The following is a 21,717-nucleotide window of genomic DNA, read 5'->3' as shown; positions in this document are numbered from 1 at the left end:
CGCCGCGACGGCAAGCAGATCATCGACGGCATCTCGCTCACCGTGCTGGAGACCATCGATGGCCTCGACCGCACCCATCCCGAGGTCGCCTCGGTCCTGGTCACCCACCATCTGGAGGAATTGCCGACCAGCACGACCCACGCCGTGCTCATCTCCGGCGGCCGCACCGTCGCCGCGGGCCCGGCGTGCGACACCCTCACCACCGACACCGTCTCCGCGGCCTTCGACCATCCGGTCGAGGTCGCTTACGACCGCTGACGCTGGACCGCGCGCGCGAAAGCCGATCCGCTGCATACGTTCACGCCGTGACCGTCACTCGGTTCCGGTGGCCGCCCGCTTCGCCTCGGCCTCGGCCAGCTCGCGCAGGGTCAGCAGCTGCTTGCGCGCCATGAAGACGTCGCCGAAGGCCAGCAGGTGGCCGACGATTCGCGGTGTGCCAAAGCGCGTTCGGACGACGAGGCGGCTGCCAACGCCCTCGGGGCGCACCGCGTAGGTGACCGCGATCCGGCCGGAGACCAGTGTGATGTGGCGGCCGAGGACGAACGACTCGAGCCGGAAGACCGACATGAATTCCTGGCCTGCCTCGAGTTCGGTGAGTTGCGGGTCGCGTTCGCGCGGGCTGGGGCGACCCCAGTTGTCCAGCAGGTCGTAACTGTATGGCGCGACCCGCAATTGACACAGCCAGTTGTAGACCACGCACGGCGAGGCGTCGATGCTGATGGCCCGATCCGTCTGCAACCCACGGGGTTCCAGCTCGTCGCACGGCAACGGAGCGTCGCGCTCGGCTTCGGTGGCGCCCCAGACCTTTCCGCTGATCATGCCGCGGCCGCGATTCGGCCGAGCATGCGCCGGACGATGAAAGCGTGGCCGCCGCTGCCGACGACCAGCGCGCGATAGATCTTGCCGTGCAGGCCGGGGAAATCCCCCCTGCTCACGGCACGCACCCTGGTGCGGCTCGCGCCCTCGTCATCGAGTTCGAAGATCAGCTCGTAGCGGGAGAACCAGTGCTGCCCGTGCATCGCGAAACGAGCCGGTTCATCGGCGGTGTCCAGGACGAATCCGGAGGGAACGGTGGCAGGGTCGTGCGGGTCCTTGCAGACGACTCGAAGCAGCGCTTTCCAGGTCTGCTCGCGATTCGCGTCGACTTCTCTGGCATGCTCGTCGATATAAGACAATCGCTCCATATAGAAGGAACGTACTAGTAGATGGCGCCACCCCGCAAGCACGACACCGATGTGATCCTCGACGCAGCGCGCGCCCTCGCGCTCGCCGACGGGCCGCGCGCGGTCAGCGTTGCGGCCATCGCCAAGGCCAGCGGCGCGCCGGTCGGCACGCTGTACCACCGCTTCGGCAATCGCAACGGCGTGCTCACCGCCGCCTGGATTCGCGCGCTGGATCGCTTCCAGCAGCGGACCTTGGCGGCCGCGGACCACACCGACCCTGTCGAGGCCGGGGTCGCCATGGCGGGCGCGGCCGTCCGCTTCGGCCGTGAGCTCCCCGAAGACGCGAGGCTGCTGCTCGAGCTGCGCCCGCGCGACCTGCTCGACGGCGGCCCCGACGCCGAGTTCCGCGCCCGCCTGGACCGGATGAACGCGCCGTTGATCGAACATCTGCGCCGCGTCGCCCGCGACCTGTTCGGGACGGACGGGCACCGAGAGATCGACGCGGTCAGCCGCGCGGTGGTCGACCTGCCCTACGCGGCCCTGCGCAGGCACGCGCACGCCCCCGCGCTGCCGGATTGGGTGGACGCCGACCTTGCCTGCGCCACCCGTACCCTGCTCGAGTCTTACCGCCGCTGAGCGGCGCGTTCACTCGCCCGTGACGAGCGCGGGAGTGAGTTCGTCGAGACCGCCGATGACCTGAGCGGCCAGCGCCGCGGCGTCGGGGTCGAGCGGATACTCCGGACGCGGTGCGGCGATCACGCGCATGCCCGCGGCATGCGCGGCGCGCAACCCGTTGCTCGAATCCTCCACGGCCGCGCAGTCGGTCGACTTCTTGCGCAGGAAGCCCGCGACCGCCACGTACACATCCGGCGCGGGCTTGCCGCGATCGACCTCCTCGGTGGAGAACGTCACGTCGAAGAACTCGATCAGCCCGGTGCGGCCCAGCACGGTGTCGATCAGCGTCCTCGGCGAGGAGCTGGCCACCCCGAGCGGCCAGTACTCGCTCATCCGCTGCACCGCCGACACGGCTCCTGGCAGCAGCGGCACCGTCCGGTCGTAGTGCGCGGCCATCCGCTCGATGACGTCGTCGGCCACCCGTTCCGGCGGCTCGCCGACCCCGAGCTCACCGCTGAGATACTCCGACCACTCCCCCGTGCTCATGCCCATCAGCCGCTTCTGCGTATCCGGTAGCCAGCGGCCGCCCATTTCGGCGACGTACTCGCGCCGCACCTGCTCCCAGACCGGTTCGGAGTCGATCAGCACGCCGTCCATATCGAACACGACTGCCGTAATACGCATCGGTACAACGCCTTTCGCCGCTCGCGAGGGCACGCCCGCGGGCCGTCGTCGACCGGCCGCGCCGAGCTCGCGTGGTGTATTCGGTAGACCTGATGGGTGAACGGGTACCCAGCGTAGGGGTACCCGATTCTCGTCGCGCCGGGGGCCGACGGTACGCGCCTCCCCCGCCGCGCGAGCATCCGGCGGGCAACCGATAACTTGTTCTCATGAACGAAGAGCAGGCCGGCGCCGCGCTGCCGAGCGAGGAGCATCACGAGGGCGGGTTCCGACCGATGACCGAGTTGATCGACGCCGCGGCCAACGACGTCGACATCTCCCGCGGCGGTCCGCACTACGGCGCCTTCATCGAGCAGGTGCGCGGCCTGATGGACCGGGCGCGGCTCTCGTCGCCGTCCGACGAGCTGGCGCTCGAGACCATCGCCGTGCTCAAGGAGCTCAACGACAAACTCGACGCCGCGGTCGTCGACGAGTGGTCGGCGCCCGCCTGGACCCGGGTCGACCTGCCCGGCCGCGGCAACATCACGCTGCCGCCCTTCGTGGTGGACCGAGCGGACCGGGACGGCGTCGAGGCGCGCATCACCTTCCGCACGTACCACCTCGGCGGCAACAAGGCGGCACACGGCGGTCAGATCGCGATCGGCTTCGACGACCTGCTCGGCATGGCGGCCGCCGTGCACGCGGGCGGGGTAACCCGCACCGCCTCCCTCACCATCGACTACCGCTCGATCACCCCGTTGAACACCGAGCTGCGGCTGCACGCGTGGGCCGAGCGCCAGGAAGGTCGCAAGGTCTACGTGCGGGCCACCCTGCACGACGGCGATCGGCTGTGCGCCGAGGCCAACGGCCTGTTCATCGTGCTGAAGCCCGGCCAGCAGTAGCCGCGGGTCAATCGCGCGGGCCCGCGAACCGGTAGTTGGCCGGGTCCGGTGTGCGCTGCATGAGCGCGCGGTGCCGGGCCGGGGTCCACGGCCACAGTTCCGGCCTTCCGTCCTTGCCTAGGTACCAGCTCTGGCAGCCGGTGGCCCATACCGTTTTGGGCAGCGCGGCGCGCAGCTGCGCGTAGTAGCGCTCGGTGGCGGCCTCGGTCGGTTCGACGGTGTCGAATTCCCCCGCGCACCATCGGCGGATCCAGCCGACGATGTGCTCGGCCTGGGTCTCGGCGATCAGTGTGAGCGGGTAGTTGCCCACCGGACTGTGCGGTCCGATGAGCAGGAACATATTCGGAAAGCCGGGCAGCGCAACGGTTTCGAAGGCTCGTGGACCGTCCGCCCAAGCCTGGTCCAGTGTGCGGCCATCCACGCCGGCTATGCCCATCGGCCGCATGAAGGCGTGCGCGTCGAAGCCGGTCGCCAGCACCAGCACGTCCAGATCGTGCACGCGGCCGTCGGCGGTGACCACGCCGCGCGGCACGATGTGGTCGACGGCGCTGGTCACCACCGCTACATCGGGACGCTGCACCGCGCGGTAGAAACCGCCGGAGATCACCAGCCGCTTGCACATCGGCTCGTACTCCGGTGTCAGCGCGGCGCGCAGGGCCGGGTCGCGGACCGTGCGCAGGTTGGCCCGGCACAGTCCACCGACCATCGTGCGCTTCGGTCCCGGCTCGGTGAGCGCGCCCATGAGGAACTCGAAGATCCGGTGGGTGACAACGTAGCCGAACTCGTCGAGTACCGGGAAACGCCGATGCGCGGCGCGGGTGAACCGGGAGTAGCGGCGGTTCGGCAGCGGCGCCACCCACTGCGCCGTGCGCTGGAACATGATCAGCCGCCCCGCTTTTCCGGCCAGATCGGTCACGATCTGCACACCGGTCGACCCGGTGCCGAGCACACCGACGCGCTTGCCGGTCAGCTCGACGCCGTGGTCCCAGCGCGCCGAATGGAAAGCCGCACCCGCGAAGTCGTCCAAGCCGGGTAGCTCCGGCGTGCGGGGGTGATGCAGGATGCCGGTGGCGCACAGCACGAAGTCGTAGTGCTCGCGCTCGCCCGCGGCGGTCGTCACCGTCCACCTGCCGTCCACGAACTCCGCACCGCACACCTCCGCGCCGAACCGGGTTCTGCCCGCCAGCCCGTACTCGTGCGCCACCCGCGTGAAGTACTCCTCGATCTCGGCCCCCGGCGCGAAGAACTGCGACCAGTCGGGGTTCTTCGCGAAGCGGAACTGGTAGAACCGCGACGGCACATCACAGGTCAACCCGGGATAGGTGTTCTCACGCCAGGTGCCGCCGAACCGATCGGACTTCTCGAAGATCGTGACATCGCGAAAACCGGCGCGCAGCAATGTGATCGCCATGCAGATGCCCGACATCCCCGCACCGATCACCACGATCGTGGGCTCACGCGGCGCGGTCATGGTCCGACTCTCCTTTCAGCGAGGCGACGGCACGCACGGACCTGGTCCGGTACCGATCCCCTCCGCCCCGCTACCAAGTCGGCGTCCGCCATCAGGCTGCGCACGTCCGGTGTCGGCCCGGCCGCGTCCGGCACCCACGCCGAGCCCGTCTCCGGCCCGGTCTCGGCCGACGTCGCCGCGGCGACCCCAGGCCGGGCGATGACGTCGGCGAGAGCAAGGCGTCGCGGCGTTGCTGTCACACTCCAACGCTATGACGTGCGGCCGTCCGGCGGAAGGTTCCGAGCCGACAGGAAGTCGATTCTTCCGGGCAGCGGCGCTCACCCCGCCACCATGGCTTGGATTCTGCCGCGGCGTGCGATGCCCGCAGGATTGTCCGTGCGCTTCATCGGCGGTGAGGTCGGCGGTCCCCCAGTGTGCGCCAGTGCCCGCTGCCGCCGACACCACGCCAGAATTGCGTTAGACGTAAGCCTGTCTCCGATATCTTATCCAGAATGGAATCCGGAATTGGGCCGAAAATGGTGAAACCACAACATAGTTCGAGTCCGCGCCGCCGATCGGCGTGCTTTCCGCTCCGGGATCGGCTCGCGGCGACGCCTAGAGACTAGCGCCGAGCCAGGATGCGAAGCCGACAAGCCCATCGGTCTGGCGACGCTGCGCGGCCGCGATCCCGAAGAGCGTTTCCCGCACCGACGGGTGTAGCCGAGTCTGCTGGGGCGCCGCCGCCCTCGCCTTGTTGAGCGCCGCAAGCGCCCGATCGGGCTTACCTGACATCAACCACGCACGAGCGTTGTCGTGCCAATGATGGGCGATCCGTGTTGGAGCCGCGTCCGCCGGGTACGTCAGTTCCGCCCCCTCCAACGCCGCTCGGTTCGGGTCGCCCGCCTCGAGTTCGATCGCGTGGGCGTGGATGTCCACATTCAGCGGGCCGAAGGACGTCATGTACAGGTCGGTCTCGCCGGTATGCCGAGCTAGATCACGTGCCGCTTCGACATGAGCTGTCGCGTTCGGGTAGTTGAGCTTTCGCGCTTCGTTGATCGCTCCGGCCAGATGGGAATAGCCGACCAGCACCATGCCGGCTCGGCTGTCGTCCGCCGAACGGATCGCGGAATCGATCAGCTGCTCCGCTACCTCGGACTCTCCGTAATGCGTCAGCACTCGGGCTCGGGCCAGGGCCGAGAACGCGCCATAATTCGAGTCGTCGGCAAGCGGGGCGTAGGTGTCGGCCAGATCCAGTGCTGGAAGGGCGAGCATGAGATGACCGGTCCTGCGAACCGACCACTCTGCCAATACGTAGGCCGAGGTCAATAGGGTGTAGGCACATGCTTTCTCGTCGCCGGACAGTTCTCGCACCGCCCCGTGCAGCCGACGGATCAGCTCCGGAAGCGCTTCGATCGTTTGACGGGTCCGATCGGTGCGGTAAAGATGTTGTGCCGCAGCCAGTTCCGTTTCGAGATTTGCGAGACGGCTGGGCTCGGTTGCCCGAGCGTACCGCCCCTCTGTGAGCAATATGGACAGGTCATTTACGGCGTCCGAGAGAGGTTTGCCATCATCGTAAGGCGCGCCTGTCAGCTGCTCGGGAGTTATCCGCAGAGCGCGAGCGATTGCCGAAAGGAAGCCGGGGGACGGCACCTCGCGGCCTTGCTCAACAGCCTTGACCATGCTGAGGCTGTACTTCGCCCGGCTGGCCAACTGTCGTTGGCTCAGCCCGGCGATCTTGCGCTCCGTGGCGATCCGCTCTCCCGCATGCTGACCCATACATTCGAGCGTAGATCGATCCTCCCCAGCTGTCCTTGCTGTCCACGGCCCTGTCCCTTTACTGACCCTTCGAGCGCTGGCCAGCGATCAAGCTCAGATCCAGCCCCGCCGTCGGACTGACATGGTGCCCCTCCAAGGTCTCCGACGGTGGGCGCTCACCAAGTCTGGAGCAAGCAGGGAGGGTGCTGCCGATGGGTTTGTTCGAACACGATGACCGCACAGCGACTACATACCCGTCCCCCGTACCGACGCGCACCGAATCCAGCGCACCGGCCATAGGGGACACCCCGCGTTCACGGGTGGAGTACTACCGCACCGTGTGCCATCTGCCCGCCGTACTCCAACCCGACACGGGCCGAATCGGTTTCACTGCGGGCATGGTGTGGGCAGTGCAGGTGCCCGCTGAGATCGGGCAGATGGTCAAGGTCGACTTGGACACCAAAAGGCACGGCGGCGGGCCGATCATCACCACACCTCGCACCGCGACGTGGACGTTTTTGGTCCGCTCCGACATCCCCGCAACCATGATCGCCGCCGAGGCAGCCTTGTATCGCAGCCGCCGGGTGGCAGTGTTGGGAAACGGTGATTTCGTGGCGTTGCCGTCCCCGGCTGATCAGGGTTCGGAGTACCGAGGGTGGATCACCGCCGCGCACTCGGTGTTTCGGCCCTCCGGGCGTGCGGTGCTGTACGCCGTGCACGCGGTCATCGGCCCCCAACGACAGCCGGTCTTGTGAGCATCGATGCAGCATCGCCGCTCCCTGGCGAACCAGATGTCCACCTGTCGGTGTTCTTACACGGGGTGCGGATGGACTTCACCGCCTGCCTGACCGCCGCGTTGGTCTTCGTCCAGGAGCACCAAGCCCGCCACTACCTCGACGCGGTCACCGTCGACCTCGATAAGCGCGAGTTCCCGAGACTGCCCAACGAACGCCTCTACATCGAGCGCTAGCAGTCCTGATCGCAGTCGCCCACCGACCTCCGCCCCGCAGAACAGTAAGTATGCGTCAGGTCATCTCAAATAACCAGTGGCACAGCAGGTTTACCTCGTCACTCCGACGACTTCAGTCGAGCGCAGGTATCGGCTACTCGAGACTGGTGGCAGGGCTCGTTCCCGGCCAGGATCGGGTCAAGGTGCCCGGTGGGCGGCTCCCTAATCGGCTGCCCCCGTCGGTGTTCTGTGTGGCTCGCTAATGGCTTGCGTCCCGCCGGGTGCCGTGCGGGCGTGGCTGGAAAGGGGTTTGCCGTGGCTCGACGTAGCGGTGCCTTCTCGCACGGACATCCTTTCGTTCGGACCTTGGAGGACACCGGTGACGGTCATCATCGGGATGGACCCGCACAAACGCTCGGCCATTAGAGTGCACTGGGGCAGTACTGCGGGCGGTGAGGTTGGAGCCATGGACGTTGCAGACAACAGTGAGGTCTCTGTCGAAGAGATTCCAGTGCTTACCCCCGATGGTGAAATGCAGAGGTGGACTGTCTGGGTGAGACAAAACGACGACGCCGATTACTGTGTGCGACTCACGGACGGCCAAGGCACGCACTGGGATGCCGACGGCGGCGACGTATTCGACGCCTTCGCCGCGGTCCGGAGCGAGCCCGGGGCTCGTGGATTTCGCTTCCTTGTCGTCGGGGCGAGGCTGGACTGCTGGCCATCGGGCATGAGCAGTTCAATGAGTGGTGGAGTACTGGTCTACCGGCATTACCGCTCGGCACTGCAGCGGCTCGTCCATGACCTGGTGGATGTCGTGTCCAGAAGGGGTACGCGCCGGTACATCTTCGATGCGGCTCCCGTCTCGCGAGTCGCGACAGCCGCAGAGCAGGCTACCTTTCGTGAGCAATGGAGAATGCGAATTTTGTGACTGAGCGCAGCTGGTACCGGGCGGGGCGAAGAAATTCCTGTCCGCCCGCCAGGCCCGCGCCCTTGGTCGACGCCACACACCAACGACCTGCGACCGGCCGTACCGCCGCCCCCTGACACACACGCGGCGGTCGGCAAGAAGCGGCAGTCGCGCAAGACTCGGGATGCAGACACGCGTTTCATCGGTGGCAGGTGGGCCATCGAGGCGGTACCGTCGTGGTACAGCGGCTTCGGGCGACGACATCACGCGAGGATTGCACTCAGTGCAAGTGCGCGGGGGGTGTCTTATCCAGAATGGAATCCGTAGCCTGAAGGCGGAAAGTGTTGTTCCGCAGCACAATTCGGGGTCAAGCCGCCCTCCCTGGCCGAAATTGCATGCGGTGCAACTTTGCAGTGTGTGTCAGGTTCGCCGGTCGACCGCGCGGGGCGACCGGCGAAACCCCTCAGCGGTTCGGGAAATGCACGGCCCGGTACTCGCCGAACTGTTCGTCGACCTGATCCACGGTCAGACCGAAGTCGTCGAGCGTGTACCGGTGCGACGGACGCGCCGCGCCCGTGGTGCTCTCCGCGTGCAACGCCGCCATCGCCGCCTCCGCCGCGGCGCTCAGCGGAAGACCGAAGTGCCGGTAGACGGAGCGCACCGTGTCGATCGGGTCGGCGACGAAGTCGTCGTAGTACACGTCGACGAACTGATCGGCGTTGTGCCGCTTGCGATCTTCCAGGAAGCGCTGCGCACCGCGAGCCCACAGATCCAGCTGTGTCCGCCCGACCACGGGTCCGCGGAACTTCTCCGACCAGCCCGCCGATGCCTGCTCGTTGAGGCTGCACACCGAGGCGATGATGGTGCGCGGATCGCGGTGCATCTGGACGATCAGCGCGTCCGGATACACCTCGAAGATCGCGTCCAACGCGAACAGGTGGCTCGGATTCTTCAGCACCCAGCGGCGATTCGCGTCCGGCAGACCGATCAGTTGCAGATTGCGCCGGTGCCTGCGGTAGGCGTCGGTCCAGTCTCGGCCAGCCAGCCATTCCGAATACCCCGGCAGGTAGGCCAGGCATTCGTAGGACACCGACATGGCCGACTGCCGCAGCAGCTGCCAGCACTCCTCCACCTGGTCGGCCGAGATGTGGTGCACGCCCATGAATTCGGGATGCTCCACGTGATGCTTCTCGAACGCCGCCTCGATGCGCTGGTACACCGGATTGTCGGCCCAGGTCTCGCGCGGCGGACGGGGCTGCGGCATCTCGGTGAGCCACATTTCCAGGCCCTGGTGCGCGGGATCGGCATTGAGCAGCCGGTGCACGGCCGTGGTCCCGGAGCGCGGCAGGCCGGTCACGAAGACGGGCCGTTCGATCGCGACGTCGGCGTGCTCGGGATGCCGCTGCCAGGCGTTCTCGCTGAGCAGCCTGGCGATCAGCGCGCCGCGCAGGAACGCGCGATTGACCTTGTTGCCGAACGGCGTCAGCTCGGCGTCCGCGGCATAGGAGTCCAGGAGTACCTGGAGCCCTTCGCGATAGTCGTCGTCGCCGAAATCGTCGAGTCCGACCACCTTGGTCGCCGAGGCGTGCAGATCCTCGACGGTGCCGACGTCGTCCCTGCCGATCATGCTGTGCTCTCTCCTCATCGGTGGTGTTCGATCAGTGGTGGTACTCGCCGCCATTGACGTCCAGACACGCGCCGGTGATCGCCCGCGCCAGCGGCGAGGCGAAGAAGACGACGGCGTCTGCGATCTCGTCGGGTTCGGGCAGCTTGCGCAGGTCGATGGTCGACGCGGTCTCGGCGTAGACCTCTTCCGGCGTGATCCCCCGCTGCTGGGCGAGGTAGTTGAAATACCACTTCAGGTTGTCGGCCCAGATGTAGCCCGGCGCCACCGAATTCACCCGGATGCCCTTGGGGCCCAGTTCGGTCGCCAGGCTCTGCGCCAGCGCCAGCAGGCTGGCCTTGGCCATCTTGTACGGGCCGAAGGTGCGCCGGGAGTGGCGCAGCACGGCCGAATTGATCATCACCACCGAGCCTTTCGTCTCGGTGAGCGCGGGTACGAACAACCGGGTCAGACGCAACGCGGCCAGCACGTTCGTCTCGAACCCGGCCCGCACCTGATCGAGGTCGACCACGGCCAGATCCGCCAGCGGCGGAATGGCGAAGGCGTTGTTCACCAGCGTGTCCACCCGGCCGAACGCACCGGTGGCCGTCTCGACCAGATTCGCCACCGCCGCTTCGTCGTTGATGTCGGTGGGCACCACCACCGCGCGCCTGCCGACCTCGGCGATCTCCTTGGCGACCTCGGTCAGCCGCGATTCGGTGCGCGAGGCGAGCACCACGTCCGCGCCCGCCTTGGCCGCCTGCACCGCGATGGCCCTGCCGAGCCCGGGCCCCACGCCGGAGACCACAACCACCTTGTCCTGCAACAACATCAGCCGAGCATCCTCTCCGCGACGGCGACCTGACGGGCCGCGATCCGTGCCTTCCATTCCTCGGGCGTCACCCGCGCCTGCTCGTAATACGCCAGCCGCGTGGGCAATTCGTCGACCGTCACGATCTCCACGGTCGGCCCGTCCTCGGGTTTGAGATCACGGGAGAGCCGCTGCCAGCGGAACTGAAGGTAGCCCCTGGCGTGCCCGGTGCGCTCGATCCAGTTCGCCAGTCCGGGGTCGCGCTCGCTGACCACCAGCCGGATCATCCCGTCCGGATCGACGCGGGCCTGGTCGGCGGTGAGGCTGGTCTGGTGGTTGATGTAGTCCAGCGACAGGTACCACATGCTGCCCAGCTGGAAGCCCTGGTAGGGCGCGTCCGACTTGGGGACCGTGATGATCATGGCCTGGTCGTCGGCAAGCTCGTAGTGGCCCGCCGAGGAGAACTGGGTGGTGAGCCCGCCCGGGGTGGAGCGCGGTTCGGTCATCGTGTTCACCGGCAGGTTCAGATAGAACCACTCCGGGAAGGCCAGGAACGTCTTCAACCGGGACAGCAGCATCTTGCCCGCGATCCCGTAGCGCTTGGTCAACAGATCCTTGGTGAGCGGGGGCGGCGCGTCGCCGATTGTGTCGACGCGCTGGATGCGCAGGGTGCCCGGTTTCTCGGTGGACCAGTCGCTGAAGACCTCGCGCACCACCAGCATCGCCGAATCCGGCGCCAGGTGCACGTAGCCGGGCCGCGCTTCGCCCGGGCCGAGCCGCAGCTGGTAGGAGCCGTCGGCCGCCACGTCCAGCGCCCGATCGTCGAAGGCGGTCTCGCTGTCGGGCACGTCCACCGGCGAATAGTTGCCGTTGAGCACCTGGAAGCTGAGGTCTCTGGTGGTGCCGCGGGTGCCGGTCACCAGATATTCCGCGTCCGGTCGCAGATAGGCGTGGAAGTACAGGGTGTCGGGGTTGTCCAAGCCCATCTTGGTGTACGGCCCCGTCGACTGGACGAAGAACGGGAAGTCACGCTCGTAGGCCCACGCCATCTGCAGGGCCGCGCGAATGCTGCCCGCGAGGTAGTCGTAGCCCTCCACGAGATCCTGTTCGGTCCGGATATGCGGTGCTTCGGTGATGATCTGCTCGGCGGCGGCGATCGCGTCCGCGAACGGCTGGGTCAGCAAGAGGCTCTCCCGGGTGGTCCAAATATGTACCGCTCTGGTACATTTCGATACGAGCAAGATTAGAACGTGTTCTAGGAGTTGTCCATGGTCGCGCGCCGATCCGCCCCCACCGAACGGGTGGTCCAGCTACTGGATTTCCTCGTCGAGCAGCGCGGCAAGCGCTTCGGACTCTCTGAGCTGGCCCGCGAACTGAACATGGCCAAGCCCACCTGCCTGGGCATTCTCACCGAGCTGACCGCGGGCGGCTACCTGGTGCGTGATCCGCACACCCACGTCTACGGTCTCGGACCCGCGCTGATCGCGGCGGGCCGGGTCGCCCAGGACAGCTTCGCCATCTCGGCCATCGCCCGCGCCGAGCTGGCCGAACTCAGCGCGCGGTACCGCACGACCTGCACCGCGTCGGCGGTGGTCGGCGACCGGATCTCGGTACTGGAGAGCACCGGCCCCGGCATGGTGAAGATGGGCGCGTCCTACCACTTCGCGCCGCCCGTCGGCCTGATGTACGTGCTGTGGGACACCGATGCGGCGTTCGACGCGTGGCTGGCCATCCCGCCCACCGTCCCGCTCCGGCAAGACGAGGCGCGTTTGCGCCAAGTGGTCGCCGAGTGCCGCGAGCGCGGCTACCTGGTGGAAAGCCTGACCGCGGCAGGGCGGCGGCTGTACTCGCTGCTGGCCGGCGTCGCCGCCCGCGATCTGCCCGACGAGCTGCGCGAACTGGTCGGCGAGCTGGTCTCGAGCCTGGGCGAACGGGTGTATCTCGGCGCGGATCTCCGGCCGCGCAAGGAGCACCCGGTGAGCCTGCTCGCCGCGCCGACCTACGGCGGCAACGGGAGGCAGAACATGGTGCTCACGATGTACGTCGGCGCGTCCATCACCGGCGCCGAAATCGCCCGCCGCGGAATGGCATTGGTCGCCGCCGCAGACGCGGTGACCAGCGCGTCCGGCGGTCGCAAACCGCTCGAAGACCGCACGGCGGGCCGCCCCGAAGCGTCCGGGAACGCGACACACCGCGACGGCGCGGCGCGGCCGACCCGTTGACCACTGACCGAAACCTGTTCTAGTTTTGGGGCGTGAGCCAGTACGCAAAGTCGACGGCGAGCACCTACGAGCTCCCCCATCTGGACGCGCTCGAGGCCGAGTCGGCGCACATATTCCGTGAAGTGGCAGCCACCTTCGAACGTCCGGTGCTGCTGTTCTCCGGCGGCAAGGATTCGGTGGTGATGCTGCACCTGGCGGCGAAGGCCTTCTGGCCGGCGCCGCTACCGTTCCCGGTGCTGCACATCGACACCGGACACAACTTCGACGAGGTCATCGAGTTCCGCGACCGCACCGTCGAGCGCCTCGGCCTGCGGCTGATCGTCGGCCGGGTGCAGGACGACATCGATGCGGGCCGGGTCGTGGAGGACACCGGTCCGCGCGCCTCGCGCAACCGGCTACAGACCAGCACGCTGCTGCGCAGCATCCGGGAGGGCGGCTTCGACGCGGTCTTCGGCGGCGCCCGCCGCGACGAGGAGAAGGTCCGCGCCAAGGAGCGGGTCTTCAGCTTCCGCGACGAATACGGGCAGTGGGAGCCGCGCGCCCAGCGCCCCGAACTGTGGAATCTGTACAACGGCAGGCACCGCCCCGGCGAGCACATCCGGGTCTTCCCGCTCTCCAACTGGACCGAACTGGATATCTGGAGCTACATCGTGGCCGAGGCGATCGAGCTTCCCCCGCTGTACTACGCGCACCGCCGCTCTGTCGTGCAGCGCGACGGAATGTTGCTGGCGCACACCAGGTTCCTGCGACTCCTCGACGGCGAGCGGCCCTACGAGGCGACCGTGCGCTTCCGCACCGTCGGGGACGCGACCTGCACCGGATGCGTGGAATCCACCGCGGCCACCCCCGCCGACGTGGTCGCCGAGGTCGCCGCCGCCCGCGTCACCGAACGCGGCGCCACCCGCGCCGACGACCGCATCTCCGAGGCGGGCATGGAAGATCGCAAACGAGAAGGGTACTTCTGATGGCCACCACCCTGCTGCGCCTCGCCACCGCGGGCAGCGTCGACGACGGCAAGTCGACCCTGATCGGCCGTCTGCTCTACGACTCCAAGATGATCTTCACCGATCAGCTCGCCGCCGTGGAACGCACCAGCCGCGAGCGCGGCGACGACTACCCGGATCTCGCGCTACTCACCGACGGACTGCGCGCGGAGCGCGAACAGGGCATCACGATCGACGTGGCGCACCGGTACTTCGCCACGCCGCGGCGCAAGTTCATCATCGCCGACACCCCGGGACACATCCAGTACACGCGCAACATGGTGACCGGCGCGTCCACCGCCGACGTCGCGCTCATCCTGGTCGACGCGCGCAAGGGCGTGCTGGAACAGACTCGCCGCCACGCCTTCCTGGCCAGCCTGCTCGGTATTCCGCACCTGGTGCTGTGCGTGAACAAGATGGATCTGGTCGGCTGGTCCCAGCAGCGGTTCACCGAGATCCGCGAGGAATTCGCCGGTTTCGCCACCAAGCTCGAAGTCGCCGACCTGTCCTTCATCCCGGTCTCGGCGCTACAGGGTGACAACATCGTGCACCACGGCGCCAGCATGCCCTGGTACGAGGGCACGCCCCTGCTGCACCACCTCGAGGAGTTGCACATCGCCTCCGACCGCAATCTCATCGACGCGCGCTTCCCCGTGCAATACGTGACCCGCAGGCACGGCCAGGATTTCCGCGGTTACGCAGGCACCGTGGCGGGCGGAGTGTTCAAGCCGGGGGACGAAGTTGCCGTGCTGCCTTCGGGTTTCACCACAACCGTCGCGGCGATCTGGGGTCCGGGCGGCGTCGCGGTGTCCGAAGCCTTTCCCCCGCAGGCGATCACGATGCAGCTCGATGACGAGATCGACATCTCGCGCGGCGACCTGATCTGCCGTCCGGCCAACCGCCCGCAGGTGGGCCGCGACATCGACGCCATGGTGTGCTGGTTCGCCGAGGACTCCGCGCTGACGCCCGGCGCCCGATACACGGTGCGCCACACCACCCGCGCCGCGACTGCGGAGGTCCGCAGCCTGGACTATCGGCTCGACGTGAACACCCTGCATCGCGACGAGCACGCGGAATCCTTGTCGCTCAACGAGATCGGCCGCATCCAGCTGCGCACCCGGCAGCCGCTGCTGTTCGACCCCTACCGCCGCAATCGCTCGACCGGCAGCTTCATCCTGGTCGACGAGGCGACGAACAATACCGTCGCCGCGGGCATGATCACCGGTCCGACGCTGCCCTCGGCCCGGGTGGTCTGGCACTCGACCGCGGTCGGTCGCGAGGAGCGCGCCACCCGCGGCGCGACGGTCTGGCTCACGGGCCTGTCGGGTTCCGGAAAGTCCACGGTCGCTGTCGAATTGGAGCGGCGGCTGGTGGCGTCGGGGCGTCCCGCGTTCCTGCTGGACGGCGACAACCTGCGGCACGGCTTGAACGCCGATCTCGGTTTCTCCGCCGCGGACCGGGTCGAGAACATCCGCCGCGTCGGCGAGGTGGCCCGGTTGTTCGCCGAAGCCGGTGTGGTGGCGGTCGTTTCGCTGATCAGCCCGTACCGTGCCGACCGCGAGCGGGTGCGCGCCGCACACCAGACGGCCGGGCTCCCGTTCGTCGAGGTGTTCGTCGACACGCCGCTGGAGATCTGCGAGGCGCGCGATCCGAAGGGCATGTACGCCAAGGCGAGGGCGGGCGAGATCCGAGGCTTCACCGGCATCGATGATCCTTACGAGGCGCCCACCGCACCGGATCTGGCGCTGCGCCCCGCCGACGGCGACCCGGCCGCCATGGCCGCGACCATCCTGACCCTGCTGGACACCCTGGACTGACAAACAATGCTCACCGATGCCCGCCTGGCCGCCGACCTGGCCGAACGCGCAGGAACCCTGCTGCGCGCCCTACGCGAGGAATTATCTGCCGGTGGCCCGCCGCCCCCGGACCTCGGAGCGCGCGGCGACGCCCTGTCCAACGACTTCCTGCTCGCCGAACTCGCCGCGGCACGGCCGGGCGACGCGGTGCTCTCCGAGGAATCCGCGGACGACCCGGCGCGGCTCACCGCCGACCGGGTGTGGATCATCGATCCGCTCGACGGCACCCGCGAGTACGCCATACCCGGCCGCTCGGACTGGGCCGTGCACGTCGCGCTGTGGGAACGCGGCCGAGGCATCACCGCCGCGGCCGTGGCGCAGCCCCCGCTGGGCCGGGTGCACGCCAGCGACGCGCCCTGCCCCGCCGCCGCCCCCGGAGAGCCGCGCCTCCTGGTGAGCGATTCGCGGCCGCCCGCCTGGGCAGCCGACGTCGCCGACGCCGTCGGCGCACGGTTGGTGCCGATGGGCTCGGCGGGCGCCAAAGCGATGGCGGTGGTGCGCGGCGAGGCCGACGGCTACCTGCACGCGGGCGGACAGTACGAGTGGGATTCCGCGGCGCCCGTCGGCGTCGCGCTGGCGGCCGGCCTGCACGCGTCCCGGGTCGACGGCAGCCCGCTGGAGTACAACCGTCCCCACCCCTACCTGCCCGACCTGCTGATATGCCGGGCGTCGTGGCGAACGCCGCTGCTCGAGGCGGTGGCGGCCGCCGAGGCCCGATCGCGGTAACCGAACCACCCATTCGCGACACATTGGTAGTAACGTATCAAATACTTCGGGGCGAAACCGCGCCCCGGCAGTGATGTTCGCGAGAGGATGGCCGTGCGCTCGAACCTGATCTCCCGCAGGGATCTCGACTTCCTGCTGTACGAATGGCTGCGGGTCGAGGACCTGGCCGCGTTCCCCCGTTTCGCGGAGCATTCCAGGGAGACCTTCGACGGCTTCCTCGATCTCTGCGAGGACATCGCCACCCGGTATTTCGCGCCGCACAACAAGCGCAACGACAGCAACGAGCCGACCTTCGACGGGGAGCGGGTGACGATCATCCCCGAGGTGAAGGCGGCCGTCGAGGCGTTCACCAAGGCGAACCTGGTCGGGGCGGGCATGGACGAGCGGATCGGCGGCCTGCAACTGCCCGCCGCCGTGGAGGCCGCCGGGTTCAGCTGGTTCCAGGCCGCCAACGTCGGCACCTCCGGCTACCTGTTCCTGACCATCGGCAACGCCAATCTCCTTGCCGCGCACGGGACTCAGGACCAGATCGACCGTTTCGTCCGGCCCATGGTCGAGGGCAGGTTCACCGGAACCATGTGCCTGTCGGAGCCACAGGCCGGGTCGTCGCTGGCCGACATCGTCACCCGCGCCGAACCGCAGGCCGATGGCACCTATCGGCTGTTCGGGTCGAAGATGTGGATCTCCGGCGGCGATCACGAGCTCACGGAGAACATCGTGCACCTGGTGCTGGCCAAGATCACGGGCGGTCCGGCGGGCACCAAGGGCATCTCGCTGTTCGTCGTCCCGAAGTTCCTGGTGGGCGCGGACGGCACGCTCGGTGAGCGCAACGACGTCGTGCTGGCCGGGCTCAACCACAAGATGGGCTACCGCGGCACCACCAACACGGTGCTCAACTTCGGCGAGGGCGGGCACACCCCTGGCGGCGCGGCGGGCGCGGTGGGCTACCTGGTCGGCGAACCGCACCGCGGACTGTCCTACATGTTCCACATGATGAACGAGGCGCGGCTCGGCGTCGGCCTCGGCGCCACCGCGCTCGGCTACACCGGCTATCTCAAGTCCGTGGAGTACGCCAGGCAGCGGCACCAGGGTCGCGCGGTGGCCGCCAAAGACCCTGCCGCGCCGCAGATCCCGATCATCGAGCACGCCGACGTGAAGCGAATGCTGCTGGCGCAGAAGGCCTATGTCGAGGGCGCGCTGGCCCTTCTGCTCTACTGCAACCGGCTGGTCGACCTGCGCCGCACCGCCGCCGACGAGCAGACCGCCCGCGAACACACGCTGCTGCTGGAAATCCTGACCGGCGTCGCGAAGAGCTGGCCCTCGCAGTGGTGTCTGGAGGCCAACAGCCTCGCCATCCAGGTGCACGGCGGCTACGGCTACACCCGCGAGTACGACGTCGAGCAGCACTACCGCGACAACCGCCTCAACCCGATCCACGAGGGCACGCACGGCATCCAGGGCCTGGATCTGCTGGGCCGCAAGGTGATCCAGCACGAGGGCGCCTCGCTGCGCCTGCTCGGGGAACGCATCGCGACGACCGTCGAGGCCGCCACCGAAAAGGGTGGTGACGCGGAGGAATTCGCGGTGGAGCTGGACTCGTCCTGGCAGCGCCTGCTGCTCGTCACCGCGGGCATGTTCGCGGCGGGCGATCCGGCCGCGGCGATGGCGAACTCGACCGTCTACCTCGAGGCGTTCGGACACATCGTGGTCGCGTGGATCTGGCTGGAGCAGGTGGTGGCCGCGGCCGACCGCGAGGGCGATTTCTACGACGGCAAGCGCGCCGCGGCCCGCTACTTCTTCCGCTACGAGTTGCCCAAGACCGGTCCGCAGCTGGACCTGCTCGACGCGCTCGACCGCACCACGCTGGAAATGCGCGACGACTGGTTCTGAGCACGCTCGAGATCGACTGTTCGAATCTGCGTGATCGACACCCAGGCCCGGGAAACAGGGTGGCGCAATAACCGTTAGCCACCCTGTTTCCACAGTTCAGCGCCCGGTTGCACGACCAAAGCGAGCTAGCCGGCAAAACACGCAGTTGTGCCAATTCGTGATGTCATAGCGAGCTCGACCAATCCAGGTCGCCAGCGAATCCGAATGTGAAGCGTCGAAGTCTCCTTCCGGATGAAAGGCGATCTATGGGCACAGGCAAGCATCGAGCAGTCGACGCGCGTCGGCAGAAGATGGGCTCGATTGTCGTAGCGGGCACGATCCCCTTGGTCGTCGCGCTGGTGGGAACCGGAACCGCGAACGCGGGGCCCGATCGGTCCGTCCCGGCGACCGAGGCCGACCGAGCCGAGCAGCTCGGCTGGACCGGCGAGGCGGACCAGATCACCGGGACGGACGAGACCGGCGAAGCGGAAGCCGATCCGTCGCAGCAGTGGCCCGCGGCCCAGGAGCCGAACGTACGTCCGTACCAGGGTCTGCATATTCCGGAGGACACGCTGAGTTCGCTGCAGTGGGCGCGGCCGATGCCGGACAAGAAATACCTGGCACCGATAGACGTTCTGCACCTGCCCGTTCCGGTCGCCCCGGTGCCGCCCATCGCGCCGCCGCCACACAAGTTGCGCTTCGGAGACGTGCAAGTCGACGCACCGGAATGGCTCTATCGGGAGCAGGCGATCCAGCTCAACGACGGCGCCGCGCAAGCAGAGGCCAACATCGCCACATTCCTCGACTCGGTCGGTATGGAGCGCACCAGGTCCGACCGCATCGCGAGCCAGACCGTGGGCTCCGCCGCGATCGGTGCGGCCGCGGGCACGGTGGTGGCGAGCCCGTTCGCGCTGTTCGGGGCCGCCATGGGCGGTGTGATCGGCGGGGCCATCGGCCTGCCGTTCGCGCCGATCGGCCTCGCCGCGGGGCCGATGGGTGCTGCTTACGGCGCGGCCCTCATGGCCGTCCCCCTCGCGGCCATCGGCGCCGGCGTCGGTGCGGCGCTCGGTGCCGTGCACGCCTTCAGCGCGCCTCCGCAGGCCCTCAGCACACCCCCGGAGCCCGAAAGCACACCTTCCGAGTCCGCCGAGACGCCACCAGAGCAGGGCGACACGGCGCCTGAGTCCGATCCGGCCCAGGAGGAAGCCAGCAGTTGACCGGACCGGTGCATTCCAGGGAGAACCGGAAGGGTGGGAATCCCGGCGACACTGGCGGGCCGGTAAGTCCGTGCTGGGCCAGTATTCGATCGCTGGGTAGGGTCGGTTGAGCAGGCGGAACGGTTGAGGAAGTGGCGTGGGGCTTCGACTTGTACTGGCGGCGGGATGGGCCGTTGCGGTGCTCGGGTGTTCGTCGGGGCGGTAAGACAGTTCCCGACGCGACCACAGCGACGACGACAGCGGCGCCTGGTTCTGTTCCAGTGCAGGCCTATTCATGCGCGGCCGCTGCGGCATCATGGCCGCCGCCGATCTCTGAGCGGCACACTCCGCCCGGGCCGGATACTGGACTTACGCAAGCCGGGCGACACCGTTATCACGATCGCCCACACCCGTGCCGGTACGCGCCGGAGAGGCGAAGACTGCGGACAGCTACGGAGGACGTCGACATCCACGGCGACCTCGTTCCCGCTCCGATACCGTACATACGCAGACAGACGGACCGAAACTGCGTCACCTGCGAGGTTCGCGGTCCTACGCCGCCTGTCGCGGGCCGGCTTCGCTTGTCGAGCTGGCTGTGCAGACAAGTGCGGCGACCACCTCGCCGTCGCGGAAACGCAGTACCGCGTCGGCGCGATCGTCTCGGCTTTCGATCCGGACGCGATAGTAGGCGCCTACGATACTTCTCGTGTACGGAGCGGCACCTGCCCTCGGTATCACCCCAAGGACCGATCTCACCGTGTCCGCGACGGCCGCGGTCTTGCACACGCTCACGTTGCTACCCGCCACACATCTCGAGGTCGATGCTGCGGTAGACACTGCGCTCCGCGACAACCCATTGTTGGAACGGCAGGATGGCGCGCCGTGCGTGGGATGCGGCCGGCACTGCCGATCCGGGGTGTGTATCGACTGCGCTCGTTCCGGCACAGCTGCCGCATCCGTTCCGGAGCCTGTCGTCGATCCTTTCTGCACGCTCGAAGCGGCGGCAGGCATGGAGATCCGTTCCGCATGCCGCGTCGCGCTGCCGCTGGTGTTGGCTCATCTGACCGACCGGGGCCTGCTGGACGCCGAACCCGAAGAGATCGCAGCGCTGCACGGCCTGGACATCGATGCGGTGGCCGAAGCTCTCCGCGCAATCCGCGTGGTCGGTCCTCCCGGCATCGGCGAGACCACGATTATCGGGCTACTCACCGCCCAGGCCGAGGTCTTGCGTGACACCGGTGCCGCACCGGCCTGGTTCGTGACGCTCGTGCAGGACCACCTGGGCCTGCTCGCCGAGGAGAATCATGCCGCGGCCACGGCCGCACTCGGTGTCACCGAGGCTGACCTCACGCATGCTACGGAACTGATCCGTTCACGACTGCGTCCCTTCGTCAGTATTCGTCCGTCGCGCCCTGCGCTGCGCCAACAGCCTGACGTGTTCCTCTATCCCGACGGACCGAACACGTTCCGCGTAGAAGTTCCGAACAGTGCATGGTTCGGCCTACGAGTCACGGCACTCGCTCCCGAGATCGTCGCGGATGCCGAGGCGCGAAGCTGGCTCGCCCCCCATGACGTCGCAGCCCGGCGACTGCTGCACCAGATCGATGCCCGCGCGGATGTGCTGACGAGGGTGGCCGGAGTTGCCGTCGATCGACAGCGAGCATTCATCGCGCACGGACCGATGGACCATGTCCCGCTGACCAGAACAGCAATCGCCAAGGAACTCGGGCTGCATCCCTCCACCGTGAGCCGAGCCGTGCGGGGCAAGCGTCTGCGCCTACCCGACGGCCACGTCGCAGGGCTGGCAGACCTGTTCGGGAAGTCGGTCGCCGCCCATGCTCAGCTCGCAGCCCTGGCCTCGGACTCCGACGGGCTGCGTACTGATCGAGAACTGCGAGAACTACTCGCCGGTACCGGCTTCGAGGTCACACGCCGCACCGTCGCCAAATACCGTTCTCAGCTCGGCATCGCGGCGCAGGGCCACCGGTCACCGCGAACCTGACTTCGGCGCGCTCGAACGGACCGAAGTGCAGTTCGTCGTCTCTTC

The 21,717-nt window shown here is 67.9% G+C and carries 20 protein-coding genes and 2 pseudogenes; 13 read left to right on the top strand and 9 right to left on the bottom strand.

Features of this window, described 5'->3' with window-relative positions; genetic code table 11:
- Window positions 1–42 precede the first annotated feature (42 nt).
- Window positions 43–258 (top strand): annotated as a pseudogene (locus AB0H50_RS12520) (ABC transporter ATP-binding protein); the annotation flags it as partial.
- A gap of 54 nt (window positions 259–312) precedes the next feature.
- On the opposite strand, the gene AB0H50_RS12515 reads toward AB0H50_RS12520, so the two are convergent.
- Both AB0H50_RS12515 and AB0H50_RS12510 read right to left on the bottom strand, forming a co-directional pair.
- Window positions 313–819, bottom strand: coding sequence for a hypothetical protein (locus AB0H50_RS12515; protein WP_357450480.1), 507 nt, complete (start codon window positions 817–819; stop codon window positions 313–315).
- On the bottom strand, window positions 816–1,184 hold the full coding sequence (locus AB0H50_RS12510) for a hypothetical protein (RefSeq protein ID WP_357450476.1): 369 nt from the start codon (window positions 1,182–1,184) through the stop codon (window positions 816–818). The genes AB0H50_RS12515 and AB0H50_RS12510 overlap by 4 nt, the downstream gene beginning before the upstream one ends.
- A gap of 21 nt (window positions 1,185–1,205) precedes the next feature.
- Between AB0H50_RS12510 and AB0H50_RS12505 the strand changes: the two genes are divergently transcribed.
- The gene (locus tag AB0H50_RS12505) at window positions 1,206–1,799 is read left to right on the top strand and encodes a helix-turn-helix domain-containing protein (RefSeq protein WP_357450472.1); all 594 of its coding nucleotides are present in this window, start codon (window positions 1,206–1,208) and stop codon (window positions 1,797–1,799) included.
- A 9-nt stretch (window positions 1,800–1,808) separates the two neighbouring features.
- Here the strand turns inward: AB0H50_RS12505 and AB0H50_RS12500 are convergent, their stop codons facing one another.
- Complete coding sequence (locus AB0H50_RS12500) at window positions 1,809–2,462, bottom strand: HAD family phosphatase (RefSeq protein ID WP_357450469.1); 654 nt, start codon at window positions 2,460–2,462, stop codon at window positions 1,809–1,811.
- Between the two features lie 206 nt (window positions 2,463–2,668).
- Between AB0H50_RS12500 and AB0H50_RS12495 the strand changes: the two genes are divergently transcribed.
- Entirely contained in the window at window positions 2,669–3,340 is a 672-nt protein-coding gene (locus tag AB0H50_RS12495; protein WP_357450466.1) for a PaaI family thioesterase, read from the top strand.
- 7 nt (window positions 3,341–3,347) lie between these two features.
- Here the strand turns inward: AB0H50_RS12495 and AB0H50_RS12490 are convergent, their stop codons facing one another.
- The 3 genes from AB0H50_RS12490 to AB0H50_RS12480 all read right to left on the bottom strand — a co-directional run bounded on the left by AB0H50_RS12490 (window position 3,348) and on the right by AB0H50_RS12480 (window position 6,566).
- Window positions 3,348–4,811: an NAD(P)/FAD-dependent oxidoreductase gene (locus AB0H50_RS12490; RefSeq protein ID WP_357450463.1), complete on the bottom strand. Its 1,464-nt coding sequence runs from the start codon at window positions 4,809–4,811 to the stop codon at window positions 3,348–3,350.
- Window positions 4,808–5,050 carry a hypothetical protein gene (locus AB0H50_RS12485; RefSeq protein ID WP_357450460.1) on the bottom strand — a complete coding sequence of 81 codons (243 nt, stop codon included), beginning with the start codon at window positions 5,048–5,050 and terminating at the stop codon, window positions 4,808–4,810. The genes AB0H50_RS12490 and AB0H50_RS12485 overlap by 4 nt, the downstream gene beginning before the upstream one ends.
- Window positions 5,051–5,405: 355 nt before the next feature.
- On the bottom strand, window positions 5,406–6,566 hold the full coding sequence (locus tag AB0H50_RS12480) for a helix-turn-helix transcriptional regulator (protein WP_357450457.1): 1,161 nt from the start codon (window positions 6,564–6,566) through the stop codon (window positions 5,406–5,408).
- A 191-nt stretch (window positions 6,567–6,757) separates the two neighbouring features.
- Here AB0H50_RS12480 and AB0H50_RS12475 point away from each other — a divergent pair, with 191 nt between their 5' ends.
- The 3 genes from AB0H50_RS12475 (at window position 6,758) to AB0H50_RS12465 (ending at window position 8,425) form a co-directional block, all read left to right on the top strand.
- On the top strand, window positions 6,758–7,300 hold the full coding sequence (locus AB0H50_RS12475) for a DNA-directed RNA polymerase subunit beta (RefSeq protein WP_357450454.1): 543 nt from the start codon (window positions 6,758–6,760) through the stop codon (window positions 7,298–7,300).
- A 71-nt stretch (window positions 7,301–7,371) separates the two neighbouring features.
- Window positions 7,372–7,515, top strand: coding sequence for a hypothetical protein (locus AB0H50_RS12470; protein WP_357450451.1), 144 nt, complete (start codon window positions 7,372–7,374; stop codon window positions 7,513–7,515).
- A 358-nt stretch (window positions 7,516–7,873) separates the two neighbouring features.
- Complete coding sequence (locus AB0H50_RS12465) at window positions 7,874–8,425, top strand: hypothetical protein (RefSeq protein WP_357450448.1); 552 nt, start codon at window positions 7,874–7,876, stop codon at window positions 8,423–8,425.
- A gap of 442 nt (window positions 8,426–8,867) precedes the next feature.
- Here the strand turns inward: AB0H50_RS12465 and AB0H50_RS12460 are convergent, their stop codons facing one another.
- From AB0H50_RS12460 to AB0H50_RS12450, 3 genes are read right to left on the bottom strand one after another with little or no spacing between them, the layout of a single operon-like run.
- On the bottom strand, window positions 8,868–10,031 hold the full coding sequence (locus AB0H50_RS12460; protein WP_357450447.1) for a sulfotransferase: 1,164 nt from the start codon (window positions 10,029–10,031) through the stop codon (window positions 8,868–8,870).
- Window positions 10,032–10,062: 31 nt separating this feature from the next.
- Complete coding sequence (locus AB0H50_RS12455; protein WP_357450445.1) at window positions 10,063–10,839, bottom strand: SDR family oxidoreductase; 777 nt, start codon at window positions 10,837–10,839, stop codon at window positions 10,063–10,065.
- Window positions 10,839–12,002: a hypothetical protein gene (locus tag AB0H50_RS12450; RefSeq protein ID WP_357450442.1), complete on the bottom strand. Its 1,164-nt coding sequence runs from the start codon at window positions 12,000–12,002 to the stop codon at window positions 10,839–10,841. Before AB0H50_RS12450 ends, AB0H50_RS12455 begins: the two co-directional genes overlap by 1 nt.
- Window positions 12,003–12,086: 84 nt before the next feature.
- Between AB0H50_RS12450 and AB0H50_RS12445 the strand changes: the two genes are divergently transcribed.
- The 7 genes and pseudogenes from AB0H50_RS12445 to AB0H50_RS12415 all read left to right on the top strand — a co-directional run bounded on the left by AB0H50_RS12445 (window position 12,087) and on the right by AB0H50_RS12415 (window position 21,672).
- A complete protein-coding gene (locus AB0H50_RS12445; RefSeq protein ID WP_357450439.1) occupies window positions 12,087–13,040 on the top strand; it encodes a helix-turn-helix domain-containing protein in 954 nt (317 codons plus the stop codon).
- A 32-nt stretch (window positions 13,041–13,072) separates the two neighbouring features.
- The gene (gene cysD / locus AB0H50_RS12440; protein WP_357450436.1) at window positions 13,073–14,005 is read left to right on the top strand and encodes a sulfate adenylyltransferase subunit CysD; all 933 of its coding nucleotides are present in this window, start codon (window positions 13,073–13,075) and stop codon (window positions 14,003–14,005) included.
- Window positions 14,005–15,840 carry an adenylyl-sulfate kinase gene (gene cysC, locus AB0H50_RS12435; protein WP_357450433.1) on the top strand — a complete coding sequence of 612 codons (1,836 nt, stop codon included), beginning with the start codon at window positions 14,005–14,007 and terminating at the stop codon, window positions 15,838–15,840. The genes cysD and cysC overlap by 1 nt, the downstream gene beginning before the upstream one ends.
- Before the next feature lie 6 nt (window positions 15,841–15,846).
- A pseudogene (locus AB0H50_RS12430) lies at window positions 15,847–16,545 on the top strand (3'(2'),5'-bisphosphate nucleotidase CysQ); the annotation flags it as partial.
- 153 nt (window positions 16,546–16,698) lie between these two features.
- Entirely contained in the window at window positions 16,699–18,495 is a 1,797-nt protein-coding gene (locus AB0H50_RS12425; RefSeq protein ID WP_357450430.1) for an acyl-CoA dehydrogenase, read from the top strand.
- A gap of 245 nt (window positions 18,496–18,740) precedes the next feature.
- Window positions 18,741–19,691 carry a hypothetical protein gene (locus AB0H50_RS12420; RefSeq protein WP_357450427.1) on the top strand — a complete coding sequence of 317 codons (951 nt, stop codon included), beginning with the start codon at window positions 18,741–18,743 and terminating at the stop codon, window positions 19,689–19,691.
- Between the two features lie 988 nt (window positions 19,692–20,679).
- Entirely contained in the window at window positions 20,680–21,672 is a 993-nt protein-coding gene (locus AB0H50_RS12415) for a hypothetical protein (RefSeq protein ID WP_357450424.1), read from the top strand.
- Window positions 21,673–21,717: the final 45 nt, after the last annotated feature.

The sequence above is a fragment of the Nocardia sp. NPDC050793 genome (assembly GCF_040654065.1).
Lineage (GTDB): Bacteria > Actinomycetota > Actinomycetes > Mycobacteriales > Mycobacteriaceae > Nocardia.
The sequence above is the reverse complement of the archived record's forward strand: the minus strand, read 5'-3'. Positions and strand labels throughout refer to the sequence as shown.